Source organism: Bradyrhizobium guangzhouense (genome assembly GCF_004114955.1).
Lineage (GTDB): Bacteria > Pseudomonadota > Alphaproteobacteria > Rhizobiales > Xanthobacteraceae > Bradyrhizobium > Bradyrhizobium guangzhouense.
Window position 1 is genome coordinate 4,218,715 of sequence record NZ_CP030053.1, and the last position, 17,023, is coordinate 4,235,737.

Annotated in this window: 15 protein-coding genes; 6 read left to right on the top strand and 9 right to left on the bottom strand. The window is 65.0% G+C overall.

Features of this window, described 5'->3' with window-relative positions; all coding sequences use genetic code 11:
• Entirely contained in the window at positions 1-369 is a 369-nt protein-coding gene (locus tag XH91_RS20380; protein ID WP_128952224.1) for a GFA family protein, read from the bottom strand.
• Between the two features lie 274 nt (positions 370-643).
• Here XH91_RS20380 and XH91_RS20385 point away from each other — a divergent pair, with 274 nt between their 5' ends.
• Positions 644-1,369, top strand: coding sequence for a sulfite exporter TauE/SafE family protein (locus tag XH91_RS20385; protein ID WP_128952225.1), 726 nt, complete (start codon positions 644-646; stop codon positions 1,367-1,369).
• A gap of 3 nt (positions 1,370-1,372) precedes the next feature.
• Here the strand turns inward: XH91_RS20385 and XH91_RS20390 are convergent, their stop codons facing one another.
• Positions 1,373-3,424, bottom strand: coding sequence for a putative bifunctional diguanylate cyclase/phosphodiesterase (locus XH91_RS20390; protein WP_430648524.1), 2,052 nt, complete (start codon positions 3,422-3,424; stop codon positions 1,373-1,375).
• Positions 3,421-4,578, bottom strand: coding sequence for an ABC transporter substrate-binding protein (locus tag XH91_RS20395; protein ID WP_164934180.1), 1,158 nt, complete (start codon positions 4,576-4,578; stop codon positions 3,421-3,423). The genes XH91_RS20390 and XH91_RS20395 overlap by 4 nt, the downstream gene beginning before the upstream one ends.
• A gap of 202 nt (positions 4,579-4,780) precedes the next feature.
• Here XH91_RS20395 and radA point away from each other — a divergent pair, with 202 nt between their 5' ends.
• The 5 genes from radA to XH91_RS20420 all read left to right on the top strand — a co-directional run bounded on the left by radA (position 4,781) and on the right by XH91_RS20420 (position 10,886).
• Positions 4,781-6,229 carry a DNA repair protein RadA gene (gene radA / locus XH91_RS20400; RefSeq protein WP_128952227.1) on the top strand — a complete coding sequence of 483 codons (1,449 nt, stop codon included), beginning with the start codon at positions 4,781-4,783 and terminating at the stop codon, positions 6,227-6,229.
• A gap of 167 nt (positions 6,230-6,396) precedes the next feature.
• Positions 6,397-7,026 (top strand): CvpA family protein, encoded by a 630-nt coding sequence (locus XH91_RS20405; RefSeq protein ID WP_128952228.1) that lies wholly within the window; start codon positions 6,397-6,399, stop codon positions 7,024-7,026.
• A gap of 28 nt (positions 7,027-7,054) precedes the next feature.
• Positions 7,055-8,566, top strand: coding sequence for an amidophosphoribosyltransferase (gene purF, locus XH91_RS20410; RefSeq protein WP_128952229.1), 1,512 nt, complete (start codon positions 7,055-7,057; stop codon positions 8,564-8,566).
• Positions 8,567-8,725: 159 nt separating this feature from the next.
• Positions 8,726-9,466 (top strand): SDR family NAD(P)-dependent oxidoreductase, encoded by a 741-nt coding sequence (locus XH91_RS20415; RefSeq protein WP_128952230.1) that lies wholly within the window; start codon positions 8,726-8,728, stop codon positions 9,464-9,466.
• A gap of 193 nt (positions 9,467-9,659) precedes the next feature.
• Positions 9,660-10,886 (top strand): ABC transporter substrate-binding protein, encoded by a 1,227-nt coding sequence (locus XH91_RS20420; RefSeq protein WP_128952231.1) that lies wholly within the window; start codon positions 9,660-9,662, stop codon positions 10,884-10,886.
• Positions 10,887-11,012: 126 nt separating this feature from the next.
• Here XH91_RS20420 and der read toward each other — a convergent pair whose 3' ends face one another.
• From der to XH91_RS20450, 6 genes are all read right to left on the bottom strand, one after another.
• Positions 11,013-12,395 carry a ribosome biogenesis GTPase Der gene (gene der, locus XH91_RS20425; RefSeq protein WP_128952232.1) on the bottom strand — a complete coding sequence of 461 codons (1,383 nt, stop codon included), beginning with the start codon at positions 12,393-12,395 and terminating at the stop codon, positions 11,013-11,015.
• Positions 12,396-12,445: 50 nt separating this feature from the next.
• Positions 12,446-13,003 carry a hypothetical protein gene (locus tag XH91_RS20430; protein ID WP_128952233.1) on the bottom strand — a complete coding sequence of 186 codons (558 nt, stop codon included), beginning with the start codon at positions 13,001-13,003 and terminating at the stop codon, positions 12,446-12,448.
• 45 nt (positions 13,004-13,048) lie between these two features.
• Positions 13,049-13,702, bottom strand: a complete 654-nt coding sequence (locus tag XH91_RS20435; protein WP_128952234.1) for a tetratricopeptide repeat protein — start codon at positions 13,700-13,702, stop codon at positions 13,049-13,051.
• A gap of 179 nt (positions 13,703-13,881) precedes the next feature.
• Complete coding sequence (locus XH91_RS20440) at positions 13,882-15,468, bottom strand: class I adenylate-forming enzyme family protein (RefSeq protein WP_128952235.1); 1,587 nt, start codon at positions 15,466-15,468, stop codon at positions 13,882-13,884.
• Positions 15,469-15,541: 73 nt separating this feature from the next.
• Positions 15,542-16,126 (bottom strand): NnrU family protein, encoded by a 585-nt coding sequence (locus XH91_RS20445; RefSeq protein WP_128952236.1) that lies wholly within the window; start codon positions 16,124-16,126, stop codon positions 15,542-15,544.
• Between the two features lie 71 nt (positions 16,127-16,197).
• On the bottom strand, positions 16,198-16,776 hold the full coding sequence (locus tag XH91_RS20450) for a hypothetical protein (RefSeq protein WP_128952237.1): 579 nt from the start codon (positions 16,774-16,776) through the stop codon (positions 16,198-16,200).
• Positions 16,777-17,023: the final 247 nt, after the last annotated feature.

Consider the following 17,023-nt stretch of genomic DNA (forward strand, 5'->3'; position numbering starts at 1 on the left):
TCACCACAAATTCTTGCCGTCGATCACGTTCACCGGCACCGCATCGAGATCGAAATCGTCGAACAGACGCGCGTTGACGCCGACCTTGGGGTTCTCGAAGTCGGGCTTTCCAGTCGACCAGTCCGGCGATTCCGAGAACGTGCCACAGCCGCAATTCGCGCAGTAGTGATGCTTGACGGTGCGGCTCCCCCACAAATAGGTCGCGACGTTGTCGGGGGGCGACAGCAGGCGAAACTGCGCCGGCGTGTAGTAGGCCCACAGCGCGCCGCGTTTGGCGCAGAGCGAGCACGTGCAACGCGTCACGCTCGCAGGCGCCTCTGTCACCTCGAACACCGTCTCACCGCAATGACAGCTTGCCTCGACCGGCATGATCCGCTCCCCGTTTTGTCAGGAGGTGGTCGTAGCCCGCCCCTGCTGCCAACATGCTGTCAGCAGTACTCGCTCCCAGACAAATCATGAAAAACAACCCCATGCACAGTAGCCGACGCCTGCCAGATCAAGTAATTTCGGTTATTTCGAATTAGAATTTGACTTGTCGGGCAAAACACTGGCAGAATGTCACCATAGACGACTCCCTGTGCACCGCGAGCAGCAAGCACGGATCGGCAACCCGTCATCATCCGAGTCCCGGAGCGAGCCTCCCTTGGCCTTCCTCTTCGTCCTCAGCGTCGGTCTGATCCCAGGCACCATTTCCGGCATCGTCGGCACGGGCTCGTCGATCATGTTGATGCCGGTCCTGGTCTATGCCTATGGGCCGAAAGAGGCCGTGCCGATCATGGCGGTCGCCTCGGTGATGGCTAATTTTTCGCGGATTCTGGCGTGGTGGCGCGAGGTCGACTGGCGGGCATGCCTGGCCTATTCGATCACGGGTATTCCGGCCGCGGTGCTGGGCGCACGGACGCTGCTCGCCTTGCCCTCACACGCCGTCGACCTTGCCATCGGCATCTTCCTGATCGCGATGGTGCCGGTGCGGCACTGGCTGGCGCGGCACGACCTCAAGGCCAATCTCTGGCACCTCTGCGTCGGCGGTGCGATCATCGGATATCTCACCGGCATCGTGGTCTCGACGGGTCCGCTCAGCGTGCCGCTGTTCCTGTTCTACGGTCTCTCCCGGGGCGCCTTTCTCGCGACCGAGGCCGCTGCCTCGCTTGGCCTCTATTTCGCGAAGTCGGTGACGTTCGAGCGCTTCGGCGCGCTGACGCAGGAGGTCTTCATCAAGGGCCTGATCGCAGGCTCCTCGCTGATGGCAGGCGCCTTCGTCGCCAAGCGCTTCGTGCTGCACCTGAAACCGGAGATGTTTCGGCTGGTGATGGATGCCATCATGATCGCCGCCGGGCTCTCGATGCTCTGGAACGCGACGCAGCCGTAGCGCTCAGGCGAATTCGGGCGCGATCGACGGGCTGTCGGCGAGCATGTGCTCGCCGCCGCCAACTTCCGCAAGCTGGTGCAGCACGGCATCAAGCGGCTGCGGCTTGTGGAACAGAAAGCCCTGGCCAAGTCTCACGCCCATCTCGCGCATCGCCTGCGCCTGCTCGTCCCGTTCGATGCCTTCCGCGACCAGCGTCAGCCCGAGCGTTCCCGCGAGCGAGGCGATGACGCCGACAATCGCCTTGTCCTCGGCGCTTTCGGGGATTTCGCGAATGAACGCCTTGTCGATCTTGACCTTGTCGAGCGGAAATCGCCTGAGATGCGCAAGCGAGCTGTAGCCAGTGCCGAAATCATCGAGCGCAATGGTCGCCCCCAGCCGCCGCAGCCGGCGCAGCGTGTCGGATGCGCTGGCGATGTTGTTGATCAGCGACCCTTCCGTGATCTCGAGCTCGAGCGACGAGGGCGCAACACCGAACCGCTCGCAGGTCTCGCGCAAGCAGGCGGCGAGCGAATGGTCGGCGAGCTCCGACGGCGGCAAATTGATCGCGATCCGTATCTGCGGCGCGCCGGCGGCTGCGAGGCGTTGCAGCGCGCGGCAGGCGTCGGTCAGCACGTAGCGCGTCAGGCGCGCATTGTTGCCGCTGCGCTCGATCAGCGGCAGGAATTCGCCGGGGCCGATCACGCCGTGATCGGGATGGCGCCAGCGAATGAGCGCCTCCAGGCCGATGACGTCCCGGGTCACGAGGTCGACCTGGCTCTGATACCAGACCTCGAAGTGCTCCTCGGAGAAGCCAGTGGGAATGGCAAGCTCCAGATCCCTGCGGCGACGATAGTCGTGTTGGAGCGCCTCGTCGAGCACCGCGACGGTGCCGGGCGCCTTGCTCTTGGCGTGATAGAGCGCGATGTCGGCGAGCGCCGGCAAGTGCGACAATTCAGGATCGCCGGCACGCCGCACGGCAAGGCCGATGCTGGCGCGCGGCACCACCTGCTTGTCATGCAGCATGATCGGCTCGGAGATCGCGTCCAGCAATTGCCGCGCGAAGCCTTGCGCGACCGCTTCATCGCCGACCTCGGGCCTGATAACCACGAATTCGTCGCCGCCGAGCCGCGCGACCCAATCTTGGGCTTCGACCGTGCCACGAAGCCGCTCCGAGATATGGACCAGGAATTTGTCGCCGCCGTCGTGACCAAAGGTGTCGTTGATGCCCTTGAAATCGTCGAGATCGATGAAGCAGAACGCGATCAGCGCATCCGGAGCACCTGCATCCCGGCTCAATGTCACCAGACGCTCGGACAGGGTGCGGCGGTTGGGCAGCCCCGTCAGCGGATCGTGCTCGGCCATATGGCCGAGCCGGTCGAGCGCGCCCGAGGTCGTGTGCTGCATCGCGTTGAAGGCGATCGCGAGCTGGCCGAATTCGTTGGACGATTTGACATCGGCGGGATAGGCGCGGCTGTCCTGCTTGCTGCGCTGGATCGCCGACATCATCGCGGCCAGCGGTTTGCCGATGAAGATGTTGGCGGAGATCCGCATCGCGATCACGGTCGCAAGCGTTGCGAGCAGGCCGACGACGAGAAGCAACCCCAGCCTGCTGCCGGCGTCCATATACAAGGTCGCGTAGGAATAGGCGATCACGATGCGACCGGCCTGAACGGCCATGTTGCCGTTGCTGTATTTGATCGGGCGCGAGACTTCCGTGAGCGACTGAACCTCGGGCCGCGCCACCACGCGGGCGATCACGGCGCCGGTGTCGTCGTAGACGGCGGCGGCCGCAATGGTCTCGTCATGCATGATCTCGTTGAGCACGCCCGTGACCTGGTCGTAGCGCATCTTCCAGAGCGGCTCGGCGATCAGCTCGGCGCGGCTCTCGGCGACGCGGGCAATGCGTGCATCGAGCTGCCTGATCTGCGCCCAGAAGCTCGAGACTTCGACGCCGGCCGAAGCGAGCAGCTGCACCAGCAGCAGCACGGGAACGGTCGCCCAGATCATCGCGCGAACGACCGAGCGTGATGGTGCGGGCTTGTTCGGGCCGTTCATCCGGTCAGCGTCCCGCATCATTCACCGGCGCCGCCAGGACGCGATATTGAGGAGATCAGAGCCTCCACAGAGAAGTCATATTGGCCGCAGCGTCCTGCCTTGGCCCTGAATTGCGCAAAGTCGATCCGATCGAAGGCATGCGTGGAGATCAGCGTCGCGACGGAGGCGAGATTGTCGCGCGTGATCGCCGACGTCTTGACCTCGACATGGGGCGAGGTGGCCGCGAAATCGCAACTGTCGGCAAAATCGCGGAGCAGCACGATCGACCAGCCGCCAAGCAGGAAGTGGCCGCCATCGGTCAGCAGCAGGCGGCCGGCCTTGATTTCGCGCAGCGCGTCTTCCGACCAGTTGAGGCCCACCACCTGAATCTGCTCGCCTGGCGTGATGCCGGCGGCCGCGACAGCCTTAAGCGCGCCCAGTGCCATCGGGTCGTTGCCCGCCCAGATCCCTGCGGGACGAATGCCTTTGCGCTGCGCCCAGCCGAGATAATTGGCCGCGACCTGCTCCGCTTCCGACTGCGTCCAGTTGGCGAACAGCATCCGGTCCAGCACCACATCAGGCGCGGCTGCGACCGCGAGCTGGAGGCCGGCATTGCGGGCGATCGAAGCCGGCGTGATCTCGTCGCCACCAATCGCGAGCAGGTGGATCTTGCCATCAGGACTTTGCCATTTTTCGTTGCGGGCCGCGCCGATCAGTGCATTCGCCATCCGCGCGCCTGCGGTCGTCAGATCAGTCGTGATGTCGCCAAGCCAATTCTTGAGAATGCGGCGCGGCGGTCCAAGACGTTTCGCATCCTCGCCAATCAACGAGTTCGACAGCAGCAGCGTCTTGATGCCCGCGGCGTCGGCGGCCTCCAGGATCGGAACGGCGGCGGACTCTTCGTTCGAGAGAATGAGGAAGTCGGGCTTGTCTGCGCGGGCGACCACGCCGAGGCCGAGCTCCTGCATGGTGCGGTAGTTGCGCTCGCTGGTCAGCACCTCGACCTTGGCGTTGAGCTTGCGGCCGGCGGCCTGCATGGTCTGCGCGACCATGTCCCAATAGACCTCGCCGGTCTTGCCGGGGCTGACGAAGACGATGTTGAGCGGTTTTGCGTCGGCCGCAACAGCCGAGCCGGCCGGCGCAAGAATGCCGCAGGCGATGCTCACTGCGAGCCATATGCGCAAGATTACCGTCATTCGTTCCGCCACCCCGTCTTGGTTCCAAAACTGGACCCGCGTCCGCTAACATTTGGCAAAGTCCGGTGTGATGCGGCGGCGTAGAGCTAACAAAGGGTGTATCGGCTGCGCGAAATTGGGCTCATGGAAGCGCTCACGGACGCCCGCACCGCCCAACGTTCCGTGCTATCAGCGCAATTATAACCTCCGACTCACCATACCCATGGCCAAGAACACGCTTTCCTTCGTCTGCCAGAACTGCGGCGCGGCCTATAACCGCTGGCAGGGCAAGTGCGAGTCCTGCGGCGAGTGGAATACGCTGGCCGAGGAGGACGCGACCGGTAGCGTGCCGGTCTCGATCCGCTCCAAGCGCAAGGGCCGGACCTTTGCGCTGGAGAGCCTCGCCGGCAAAAGCCCGGATGCGCCGCGCTTCTCCTCTGGCATGGCCGAGCTCGACCGTGTCACCGGCGGCGGCTTCGTCCGCGGCTCGGTGCTGCTGGTCGGCGGCGATCCCGGCATCGGAAAATCGACCTTGCTGACGCAGGCGACCAGTCTGATGGCGCGCGTCGGGCATCGCGTCGTCTACATCTCAGGCGAAGAAGCCATTGCCCAGGTGCGCCTGCGCGCCGAACGGCTTGGGCTGTCGGATGCGCCGGTGCAGCTCGCGGCCGAGACGTCGGTGGAAGATATCGTCTCGACATTGTCCGAAGGCGCGGTGCCGCGGCTGATCGTGATCGACTCGATCCAGACGATGTGGACCGACACGGTGGAATCCGCCCCCGGCACGGTGACGCAGGTGCGCGCCTCGGCGCAGGCGCTCATTCGTTTCGCCAAGAAGACCGGCGCGGCCATCATCCTGGTCGGCCACGTTACCAAGGACGGCCAGATCGCCGGCCCTCGCGTGGTCGAGCACATGGTCGATGCCGTGATGTCCTTCGAGGGCGAAGGCTCGCAGCAATTCCGCATCCTGCGCGCCGTGAAGAACCGGTTCGGGCCGACCGACGAGATCGGTGTGTTCGAGATGACCGGCCTTGGCCTGCGCGAGGTCACCAACCCGTCCGAGCTGTTCCTGTCCGAGCGCGATCTCGGCACGCCCGGCACCGCAGTCTTTGCGGGCATCGAAGGCACGCGGCCCGTCCTGGTCGAATTGCAGGCGCTGGTGGCGCCGACCTCGCTCGGCACCCCGCGTCGGGCCGTGGTCGGCTGGGACCAGAGCCGGCTCTCGATGGTGCTGGCGGTGCTGGAAGCCCATTGCGGGGTCAAGCTCTCCGGCCACGACGTCTATCTGAATGTCGCGGGTGGCCTGCGCATCCACGAGCCGGCGGCCGATATGGCCGCGGCCGCCGCGCTGGTGTCGTCCCTGGTTAATGCGCAGTTACCCACCGATGCCGTTTATTTCGGCGAGATCTCGCTTTCCGGCGTCATCCGACCGGTGGCACAGACCCCTGCCAGGCTCAAGGAAGCGGCCAAGCTGGGCTTCAAGCGCGCCGTGCTGCCCGAATCGGCCCGTGGCGGCGAGGCGAGCGGTGACGCCGGACTGACCCTGAACGCGGTCAACAGCCTGACGACCCTCGTCGCGGAGATCGCCGCCAAGGGCTCCCGCCGCGGCGACTCGGCCCCGCCGGCGGAGAAAAATGCCACACCGGCAAGATTCCGCCGTGGAGAGGGTTAGCCGGAGGTGACGCCAAGCGCCCCCACCGCTATACAGCCGTCACAAAAGCAGCATGGGATTGCGTGGTTGCGGCCTTGCCGGGAACGTCGTCTGGCCTTCAGTTAGGGCGGCGGCCAAACACCGATTCGCTGAGCCCCTTTGAGCGTACGAGCGGACCAGACCAGCCGATGCCAGTTACACTCCTCGACCTGATCCTGCTCGGCGTGATGCTGATCTCGGGCCTGCTCGCCATGGTCCGCGGCTTCATGCGCGAAATCCTCTCGATCGCGGCTTGGGGCACCGCGGCGATCGTGACGCTGTACTCGTTTTCCAAGCTGCTGCCGACCGCAAAGACCTATTTCAACAACGACACCGTCGCGAGCGTGGTCGTGGTCGCCGGCGTGTTCATCGGTACCCTGGTCGTGGTGTCCGTGATCACGGTCCGGATCTCCGACATGATCCTGGATTCGCGCATCGGCGCGCTGGACCGCACCCTCGGCTTCCTGTTTGGCCTGGCTCGCGGGCTTTTGATCGTGGTGGTCGCCTTCCTGTTCTTCACCTGGCTGGTGCCGGACAAGCAGCGCCCGGACTGGGTCTCAGGGGCCAAGTCCCGCGTGGTGCTCCAGGGAACCGGGGATTGGCTGATGTCCCTCTTGCCTGACGACCCCGAGAACACCATCTTGAAGAGATTCAAGAAAAACAAACCAGATGATGATCAAGCTGATACCGAGCAGCAGCCTTCGGGCAGCGGCGACGGCTACAGCAAACCGGCTCGTGACAGCCTGAAGAAGCTGATCGAGAAACCTGCGGCGCGTTGATTTAGCCCTAAAGAGAGGCGCGGACGAGATGCGACACCCTGACCAGGACGCCCACACTGAACTCGATCCCGGCTCCGCCGCGCTAGAGCTTCAGGACGACCTGGAGGGAGATACGGTCCGCGAGGAATGCGGTGTGTTCGGCATCTACGGACATCCCGACGCCGCGGCCATCACGGCGCTCGGCCTGCACGCCCTTCAGCATCGCGGCCAGGAAGCCGCCGGCATCGTCTCCTACGACGGCAGCCGCTTCCACAGTGAACGCCGCCTCGGTCTCGTCGGCGACACCTTCTCCCGGCGCGAGGTGATCGACCGCCTCCCCGGAACCATGGCGGTCGGCCATGTCCGCTACGCCACGACCGGCGCCACCATCCTGCGCAACGTGCAGCCGCTGTTCGCCGAGCTCAATGCCGGCGGCCTTGCGGTCGCTCACAACGGCAACCTCTCCAACGGCCTGACGCTGCGCCGCGAACTCGTCAGGAACGGCGCCATGATGCAGTCGACCTCCGACACCGAGGTGATCCTGCACCTGGTGGCGCGCTCCAGGCGCAGCCGCTTCATCGAGCGCTATATCGATGCGCTGCGCGAGATCGAAGGCGCCTATGCGCTGGTCTCGCTCACCAACAAGAAGCTGGTCGGCGCGCGCGATCCGCGCGGCATCCGCCCGCTGGTGCTGGGAGAGCTCGACGGCTGCCCGATCCTGACGTCGGAGACCTGCGCGCTCGACATCATCGGCGCGCGCTTCGTGCGCGACATCGAGCCCGGCGAAGTCATCGTGTTCGACGAGAACGGCCAGGACATCCACAAGCCGTTCCCGCCGATGGCGCCGCGCCCCTGCATCTTCGAATACATCTACTTCTCGCGTCCGGACTCCATCGTCCACGGCCGCTCGGTCTACGAGGTGCGCAAGGCCTTTGGCGCCCAGCTCGCGCGCGAGAGCCATGTGCCCGTCGACGTCGTGGTGCCGGTGCCGGATTCCGGCGTGCCGGCCGCCGTCGGCTACAGCCAGCATTCGGGCGTACCGTTCGAGCTCGGCATCATCCGCAACCACTATGTCGGCCGCACCTTCATCCAGCCGACGCAGGCGATCCGCGAATCCGGCGTGCGCATGAAGCACTCGGCCAACCGCGCCGCGATCGAAGGCAAGCGCATCATCCTGATCGACGACTCGCTGGTGCGCGGCACCACGTCGAAGAAGATCGTGCGCATGATGCGCGATGCCGGCGCCAAGGAGGTGCACTTCCGCCTCGCTTCGCCCCCGATCCTCTATCCCGACTATTACGGCATCGACCTGCCCGACCGCGGCGGCCTCCTGGCCGCGACGCATTCGCTGGAGGAGATGCGCGAGCTGATCGGCGCCGACTCGCTCGCCTTCCTGTCGATCGACGGCATGTACCGCGCGATGGGCGAGCCCGGCCGCGACCCCGCCAATCCGAAGTTTGCGGATCACTGCTTCACCGGCGTCTATCCGACCCACCTCACCGACCAGACCCAGATCGAGCCGCAGCCGCGGCAGCTGTCGCTGCTGGCGGAGGCGAGCTGACCCTGTCGCGTTGAGTTGGTCGTCCCGGCGAAGGCCGGGGCCCATAACCGCAGGCCCATGTGGTTCAAAGCAGGTCGCAACGACCATTTTCATCATCAATAATCGTCACGGCGTATGGGTCCCGGCCTCCGCCGGGACGACGCTGGATAAAGACGTCCGATGACAAAGCCCCTCGCTGATCGTATCGCTCTCGTCACCGGCGCCTCCCGCGGCATCGGCTTTGCCGCGGCGCTCGCGCTGGCCAAGGCCGGCGCGCATATCGTTGCGACCGCGCGCACGCAAGGCGGGCTCGAGGAGCTCGACGACGAGATCCGGAAAGACGGCGGCAGCGCCACGCTGGTACCACTCAACCTCACGGATACCGACGGCATCGCGCGGCTTGGTGCCGGCCTGCACGAGCGCTACGGCAAGCTCGACATCCTCGTCGGCAATGCCGGCGTGCTCGGCCCCTCCTCGCCGATCGGCCATATCGAGCTGAAGACGTTCAACGACGTCATGGCCGTGAACGTCTCCGCGAACTTCCAGCTGATCCGCTGCATGGAGCCGCTGCTGAAGCAGTCCGACGCCGGCCGCGCCGTGTTCATCACCTCGGGCGCCGCCAACAAGGCAACCGCCTATGTCAGCCCCTACGCCGCCTCCAAGGCCGCGCTGGAGACGCTGGCGCGCGCCTGGGCGCAGGAGACCGCGAACACCGCCATCCGCGTCAATTTGTTCAACCCAGGCCCGATCCGCACCCGCATGCGTGCGACCCTGATGCCGGGCGAGGATCCGGCGACGCTCGACACGCCCGAGCAAGTCGCCGAATTCATCGTCCCGATGTGCGCGCCCGACTGGACCGAGACCGGCAAATTCTACGACTACAAGACGCGCAGCCTGATGAGCTTCCGCGCACCGGCCTGATTGACTCGGACGCGCTGAAATAGCGTCTCAACGCATTTGCTCAAAGGTTAACCGACGGATGACGCTACGACGCAGCGTCATCCGGCTTTTGGTGCATTGCCGCCGGCCGTGGGACAGGCTACGGAGTCCGCCGGACCAAGGCTTCATCCAAGAAAGCCGTCCGCAATTATTTTGACAATGGAGGAAACCCTTTATGACAACGATCGCGCGCCGCTCCGCGGCCCTTCTGGCTTGTGCCGCCGTTTTCGGTTTTGCATCATCCGCCTACGCCCAGGACAAGACCGTCACGATCGGCGTGCTCAACGACATGTCCAGCCTCTACGCCGATATCGGCGGTCCCGGCTCCGTGGTGGCCGTGAAGATGGCGGTCGAGGATTCGGGCCTGCTGGCAAAGGGCTGGAAGATCGATGTCGTCAGCGGCGATCACCAGAACAAGCCTGATGTCGGCGTCAACATCGCGCGGCAGTGGATCGACACCCAGAAGGTCGACATGATCACCGACACGCCGAACTCCGGCGTGGCGCTGGCGGTCAGCAACGTTGCCAAGGAAAAGAACGTCGTCCTGCTCAACAATGGCGGTGCCAGCGCCGACCTCACCGGCAAGGCCTGCAACGCCAACACGATCTCCTACACTTACGACACCTACATGCTCGCCAACGGCACCGGCAAGGCGCTGACCAAGGCCGGCGGCGATAGCTGGTTCTTCCTGACCGCCGACTATGCCTTCGGCGCCGCGCTCGAGCGCGACACCAGCGCGGTTGTGACCGCAAACGGCGGCAAGGTGCTCGGCGGCGTCAAGCATCCGCTCAACACGTCGGATTTCTCGTCGTTCCTGCTCCAGGCGCAGAACTCCAAGGCGAAGATCATCGGGCTTGCCAACGCCGGCGGCGACACCACCAACGCGATCAAGCAGGCGGCCGAATTCGGCATCGTCGAAGGCGGCCAGAAACTCGCGGCGCTGCTGCTCTTCATCAACGACGTCCACTCGCTCGGCCTCAAGACCGCGCATGGCCTGACCTTCACGGAATCCTTCTACTGGGATCTCAACGATTCCACGCGTGCCTGGTCGAAGCGCTTCCAGGAAAGGACGGCCAACAAGGCGATGCCGTCGATGACGCAGGCGGGCAACTATGCCGGCGTGATCCATTACCTCAAGGCGCTGGAAGCGCTCGGCGGCAATCCGCATGACGGCGCCAAGGTCGTCGCCAAGATGAAGGAGATCCCGACCGACGATCCGCTGTTCGGCAAGGGCCCGCTTCGCGAGGACGGCCGCCGCATCATCCCGGCCTATCTGTTCGAGGTGAAGAAGCCCGAGGAGTCGAAGGGTCCCTGGGATTATTACAAGCTGGTCTCGACCATCCCGGCGGAAGATGCCGCAAGGCCCCTCAAGGACAGCGAATGCCCGCTGGTGAAGAAGTAAGCGAGATATCGTAGGGTGGGTTTAGCCCTGCGGCTGCGCTTTGCGCAGCCCGGGGCTAACCACCCTACGAGACCGTCTTTGTGGCAGCCAGCGTTCGCACCGCGATCGCCACGCACACCACCATCCTCACGACGGCCGCTTGCGCTTGTGGGCGAACGGATTGGCCTTTTCGCGCAGCGTGATGCGCACCGGCGTGCCCGGCAGGTCGAAGGCCTCGCGCATCGAGTTGATGAGATAGCGCAGGTAAGACTGCGGCACTGCGTCCGCACGCGAGCAGAACAGCACGAAGCTCGGCGGCCGCGCCTTGGTCTGGGTGATGTAGTTCAGCTTCAGCCGGCGGCCCGAGACGGCCGGCGGCGGATTGGCCTGGATCGCCTGCTCGAACCAGCGATTGAGCGCAGAGGTCGGCACGCGCCGGTTCCAGAGCGCATAGGCGTCCTGGATGGCCTGCATCAGGCGGTCGATCCCCTCGCCCATCAGGCCTGAGACGGCGACGATCGGCACGCCCTTGAGCTGCGGCAGCCAATGATCGGCGTCGCGGCGCAGAGCCGAAATCGCGCCGCCGCCCTTGGTCTCCATCAGATCCCATTTGTTGACCGCGAGCACGACCGCCCGGCCCTCGCGCTCGATCAAATCGGCGATGCGCAGATCCTGCTCCTCGAAGCGATTCTGCGAATCCATCATCATCACGACGACTTCGGCGAAGCGCACCGCACGCAGCGCGTCGGCGACCGAGAGCTTCTCCAGCTTTTCCTCGATGCGGGAGCGCCGGCGAAGGCCTGCGGTGTCGAACACCCTGAACTCGCGGCCCTTCCAGTTGATCTCGACCGCGATGGAATCGCGCGTCGTGCCGGCCTCGGGGCTCGTCAGCAGGCGCTCCTCGCCGAGCAGATGGTTGATCAGCGTCGACTTGCCTGCATTGGGACGACCGACGATGGCCACCCGGATCGGGCGCGTCGCGGCCTCTTCCTCGGAGACGGGCTCGTCGTCCTCGGCCTCATCCTCCTCGACAGGCTCCGGCATCAGCTTGGCAAGCGCGTCGTAGAGTTCGCCCATGCCTTCGCCATGTTCGGCCGAGATCTGGATGGGGTCACCCAGCCCAAGCGCAAAGGATTCCATCGCGCCGGCATCGCCGTGCTTGCCTTCGCTCTTGTTGGCGATCAGCAAGACCGGCTTGTTGGCCTTGCGGGCGAAATCGGCAAACGCGCGGTCCGTCGGCGTGAGCCCGATGCGGGCATCGATCACGAAGAACAACGCATCCGCTTGCGCAATCGCAGCCTCAGTCTGCTCCTGCATGCGCGCAGTCAGCGAGCCCTTGGCGCCTTCATCGAGGCCTGCGGTGTCGATGATGGTAAACTCGAGATCGCCGAGCCTGGCCTCACCTTCGCGGCGGTCGCGGGTGACGCCCGGCAGATCATCGACAAGCGCGAGCTTCTGTCCGACCAGGCGGTTGAACAGCGTCGACTTGCCGACATTGGGCCGGCCGATGATGGCAATCGTAAAGGGCATCGGTCATTCGTGCGCCGCCGGGGCTGCGCCTGTCAATTCGGTGAAAAATATCAGCGCGAGAAACTGCCGCTGGGCATCGGCGCCGGGAAGGCCCCCTGCGTCTGCTGTTGCTGGGTGGTCTGCTGCGCCGGCTGCTGGGCGGATTGCTGGTCCGGCGGCGGCGCGGTGGTGCGCTTTCGGACGATCTTGTGCTTGGGCGGCGGAGCGGCGGTCGCCGGTACAGCCTCGGGCTGGGCCTCGCCGTCGACCTCGCCCGCCGGCGCTGCAGCGGGAGCCGCAGCGGTCGCGGGCGGCCGCTTGGTCTTCTTGCCCTTGGCCGATTTTGATGATTTCGCGGGCTCGGCGGGCGGCGGCTCAGCCGGCAGTGCCGCGGCGTCCGGAGCATCCTGTTGCTGCTGCGCCCCCTTGTACAATTCCTTCGGCACGCCCTGCTCGAGGCCCGGCACGCCCTCGGGGAAGACGGGCTTGCGCTCGCCCGGCAGCTTCTTCTTGGTGTCGAGCCAGTCGAGCAAATCGCTCGGATCGAATCCGCCGCTGGAGCAACCGCCCAGGACGCCTGTGAAGGCGATCAGGACGACAGCTGCGATCAAACGTGGCGTGCGGCGCATATCAGTATCTCGTCTCAGCTCTCGGGACCGTCAGCTCGGCTGCTCTCAGCTCTTGGCGACGGGCGGCAGCAGGGCCTGGAGCGCCTCGGCGCGCGAGCGCAGGCCCGGCGGAGTTTCGCCGTCCTCGGCGATCGCATCGACCCATTTGCGGGCCGCGGCCATGTCGTTGTTACGCCAGGCCGACAACGCCAGCAGCTCGCGGGCGCTGTGGCGGAAGGTCGATTTGGGCTCGGCGGATGTCTCCAGCCGCTGCTGAATGTCGGCGTAGCTCGCGCTGTCCACCAGCAGGCTCGCCGCGCGAATCTTCGCCAAATCCTGCCACTCGCTGCCGACGCTGCGGTCAGCGGCGATGTCGTCATACATCTTCGCCGCAGCCTTGGGATCGCGGGCCGACGCCTCCGCGGCGGCACGGAGCCGCGACAGGGTGCGATAGCCGAACGGGGCCTTGGCAGCGAGATCGGCAAAGGCCGTTTCGGCCTCCGCGTGCTTGCCCTGCTCCGACAGTTCGACCGCCTTTTCGAAGGTGGCGCCGGCCTCGGCGGCCTTCTTGGCCTCGAGGTACTGGTAGCCGCGCCAGCCGCCCACGGCCGCCACGATCAGCACCATCAGGGCGATGAAGTAGAGCGAATATTTATCCCACAGCTTTTTGAGCTGCTCGCGACGTACTTCCTCGTCGACTTCGTCAAATAATTCAGACACTTAAGATAATCCCATGCCCGGCCGGGAGCGCGCGCCAGATCGCGCGCGACAAAAGCCCGTCCCCACGTCGCGGCGGCGATACCCTATCGATATGGCGGTGGCAAGGCAAAGCAAGGCCGATCAAGGCGTTAACGCGCGATCCGGGATATCCCGGGGCTGCCCCAACGGCGCTCAACCACCTACCAGAGCTCCCGCAACTGTCGCTTCAGGACCTTGCCATTGGCGTTGCGCGGCAGGGGATCGGCGGTGATCGCCATGGTCTCCGGCACCTTGTAATCGGACAGCCGCTCGGCGCACCAGGCCCGCAAGTCCTCGCTGCCGACCTGCACGCGCGTGACCACGACCGCGTGGACGCGCTCACCAAGGACCGGGCATGGCTTTGCGATGATCGCGCTCTCGACCACGGCGGGATGGCCGGCCAGCACGGACTCGACCTCGGCCGAATAGATCTTGAGGCCGCCGCGGTTGATCATGTCCTTCTGCCGGTCGAACACGCGGACGAACCCATCCGAATCGACCGAGCCGAGATCGCCGGAATGCCAGAAGCCGGCGGTAAAGCTCTCGGCCGTCGCTTTCGGGTTGTTCCAGTAGCCCTTGATGACGGAGGCGCTCTGAATCCAGAGTTCGCCGATCTCGCCGGGTGGAAGTTCGCGGCCATTCGCTCCCATTGCGATGATCCGCGCACCCGGACACGGCAGGCCGACGCTGTCGATATGGCTTGCCGTCAGCTCGCCCGGCATGATGGTGGACGGCGAGGTCGTCTCGGTCGCGCCGTAGCAATTCGCAAGCTTCAGGCCGGGAATTGCCGCCTTGAGCTTCTCGATGGTCGCGACCGGCATCGGCGCGCCACCGAAGCCGCCGATGCGCCAGCTCGCAAGATCGTAGCTGTCGAAATCGGGCTGCAGCAGACAGAGATTGTACATCGCCGGCACCATCACCGTGTAGGTGACGCGCTCGCGCGCCGCGAGCTTGAGGTAATCGGCGGCCTTGAATTCCGGCATGATGATCAGCGCGCCGCCGCAGCAGATCATCGTCGTGATGTTGGCGACGACGCCGGTGACGTGAGCGAGCGGGACGGCTGCAATCGAGCGGTCGGCCGCCGTCAATTCCAGGCAAGACACGAACACCATTGAGGAATGCACGATGTTGCAGTGAGCCAGCATGGCGCCTTTCGGCTTGCCCGTCGTGCCCGAGGTGTAGAGGATCATCGCGGTGTCCTCCTCGTTCGCCTCGATCGGCGTTGGGGCCGGCGCGTTGTCCGCCAGCACGGAAAAACGCGACAGCTTCGCGTCGTCGTCGATGGCGATGCGGTGGATGACGTCAGGAACATCCCGCGCGTCCGGCAGCCGCTCAGCGAGCGCCGCCTCGTGGATCAGGATCTTGGCGCCGCAATCGGCGAGCACATAAGCGATCTCCGGTTTCTGCTGGCGCGTGCCGAGCAATACCGTAACCAGCCCCTCGTGCGCGGCGGCGAACAGCAACAGCGGAAATTCGATGCGATTGCCGAGCAGGATCGCAACACGGTCACCGCGTTGCAGGCCGAGCCTGCGAAAGCCCGATGCAATCCGCGCCGCCTGCTCCACCGTTTGCTGCCAGCTCAGCCGGACATGCCCGCAGACGAGCGCTTCGCCCTCGCCGTTGCGCGCCGAGGTCTGCGCTATCATTGCCCACAAGCTGGAAGGCCGATCGACGAAAGCCGGCACCACCCGATCGCCAAAACGCGCCTCGGACCGCATCGGCGGAATCTGAGATCGTGACCAGTCCATCGGAGAGTCCTCGTCTTGTTGCTTTTGTCACCCTCCACGCATCGACACGGGGGTGATGTCTTGCGCTGATCTTCTATCCGCCCATGACGGGAACACCAATCACGACAGGATGGAACGCAAACGCCAGCGCCAGATAGACGACGATGCCGACTGCGATCGCAATCAGATCATTGGTGACGCCGCCCACCGGAATCGGCGGGCCGCCGCTGTCGGCGCGATGCTTCAGCGAGATGCGATCATATACGCCCCAACCCAGGAACGAGCCGAACAGGATGATGGAGCCAAGATCGCCATTGGCGAGCAGATGCGCAAAGGCCCAAAGCTTCACCCCAGCGAGCATCGGATGCTTCAGCGTCGCATAGATGCGCCCGCGCAGATAGGAGGCGACCACCAGGATGACGGCAGGCAGCATCAGCGCGATCGTGATGTGCTTCATCGCCTTGGGCGGATGCCAGACGTCGATCCAGCCGGTCGCGCGATAGTGGCCAAAGCCCCAGACGATCAGCGCCAGCCCTGCAAGCGAGACGACCGAATAGAGGATCTTGTAGGTCCCTTCCCCCAGCCGCGCGATCGCCTGCGCGCGTGCGTCCCGCTTCGTTGTGAAAACATGAGCGGCGAAAAACAGCACCAGCCCCAGGATCATGACCAGCAGACCCACGACGTCCTCCCCTTCAAGCACCGCCCCGCCTCTGAGGTATCATTGATTGGCCGCCGGTCGCAACTGACGGGCTATCTTCCGAGCTCTCGATTGTCGACATAGCGGATCGCAATTGGCCGTCCGGCCAACGCGCCACCAAGGCCGGTGGTGAACTTCAGCGGCAGACAGGCGTTCAGGGACGAATTGATCGCGTCGAGGTAGATGGTTCTGATATCGGCGGGGACGCCTGCCGTCGCAAAGGTCAGCCGCGGCGGACCGATCAGGCCGCCGGCCTTGTTGAAGCTGAAGCGGACAGCCATCTGCATGCCCGCGCGCGCCTTGTCAGACGGCGGTGACCAGCACGTCCGCAGCTCGGCAAAGAGATCGCCGATCGTATCGAGATCATGATCCGGCTTTTGATACTTGGCCCGATCGGCCTCCGCCGGCACGCTCTCGATCGTGAGCTGGAGATTCTCGCCGTAGGGATAGTCGATCTCGGGAATGCAGGGGCCGGGCTCCAGCGGACTGCAATAGGACGGCGTGCAGGGCCTGAAGTCGAGCACACTGCACGGCTCGTGCGCAAACGGGATCGGATTGATCTGGCGACGCTGCGCGGCGGCGGCGACGGTCGAGAATGCCAACAGTGTGAAAACGAGAATACCGCGCCACATGCTTCGAGCTCGCGATGTCACGCGACAAACGTGGCACCGACCGTGGAAGCGTCAAGCCTGCGGGCGTTCACATGCTCGCGTTCAGGCAATGGTGTCGTCCTCGCGTTCAGGCAATGGTGTCGTCGCCCGGCTCGACCGGGCGACCCAGTATTCCAGAGAAAGTTGTGATTGGGTCGAGAGGCCTCGGCGTACTGGATGCCCCGGTCAAGCCCGGTCAAGCCGGGGCATGACAGCGGAGGGTGTGGCC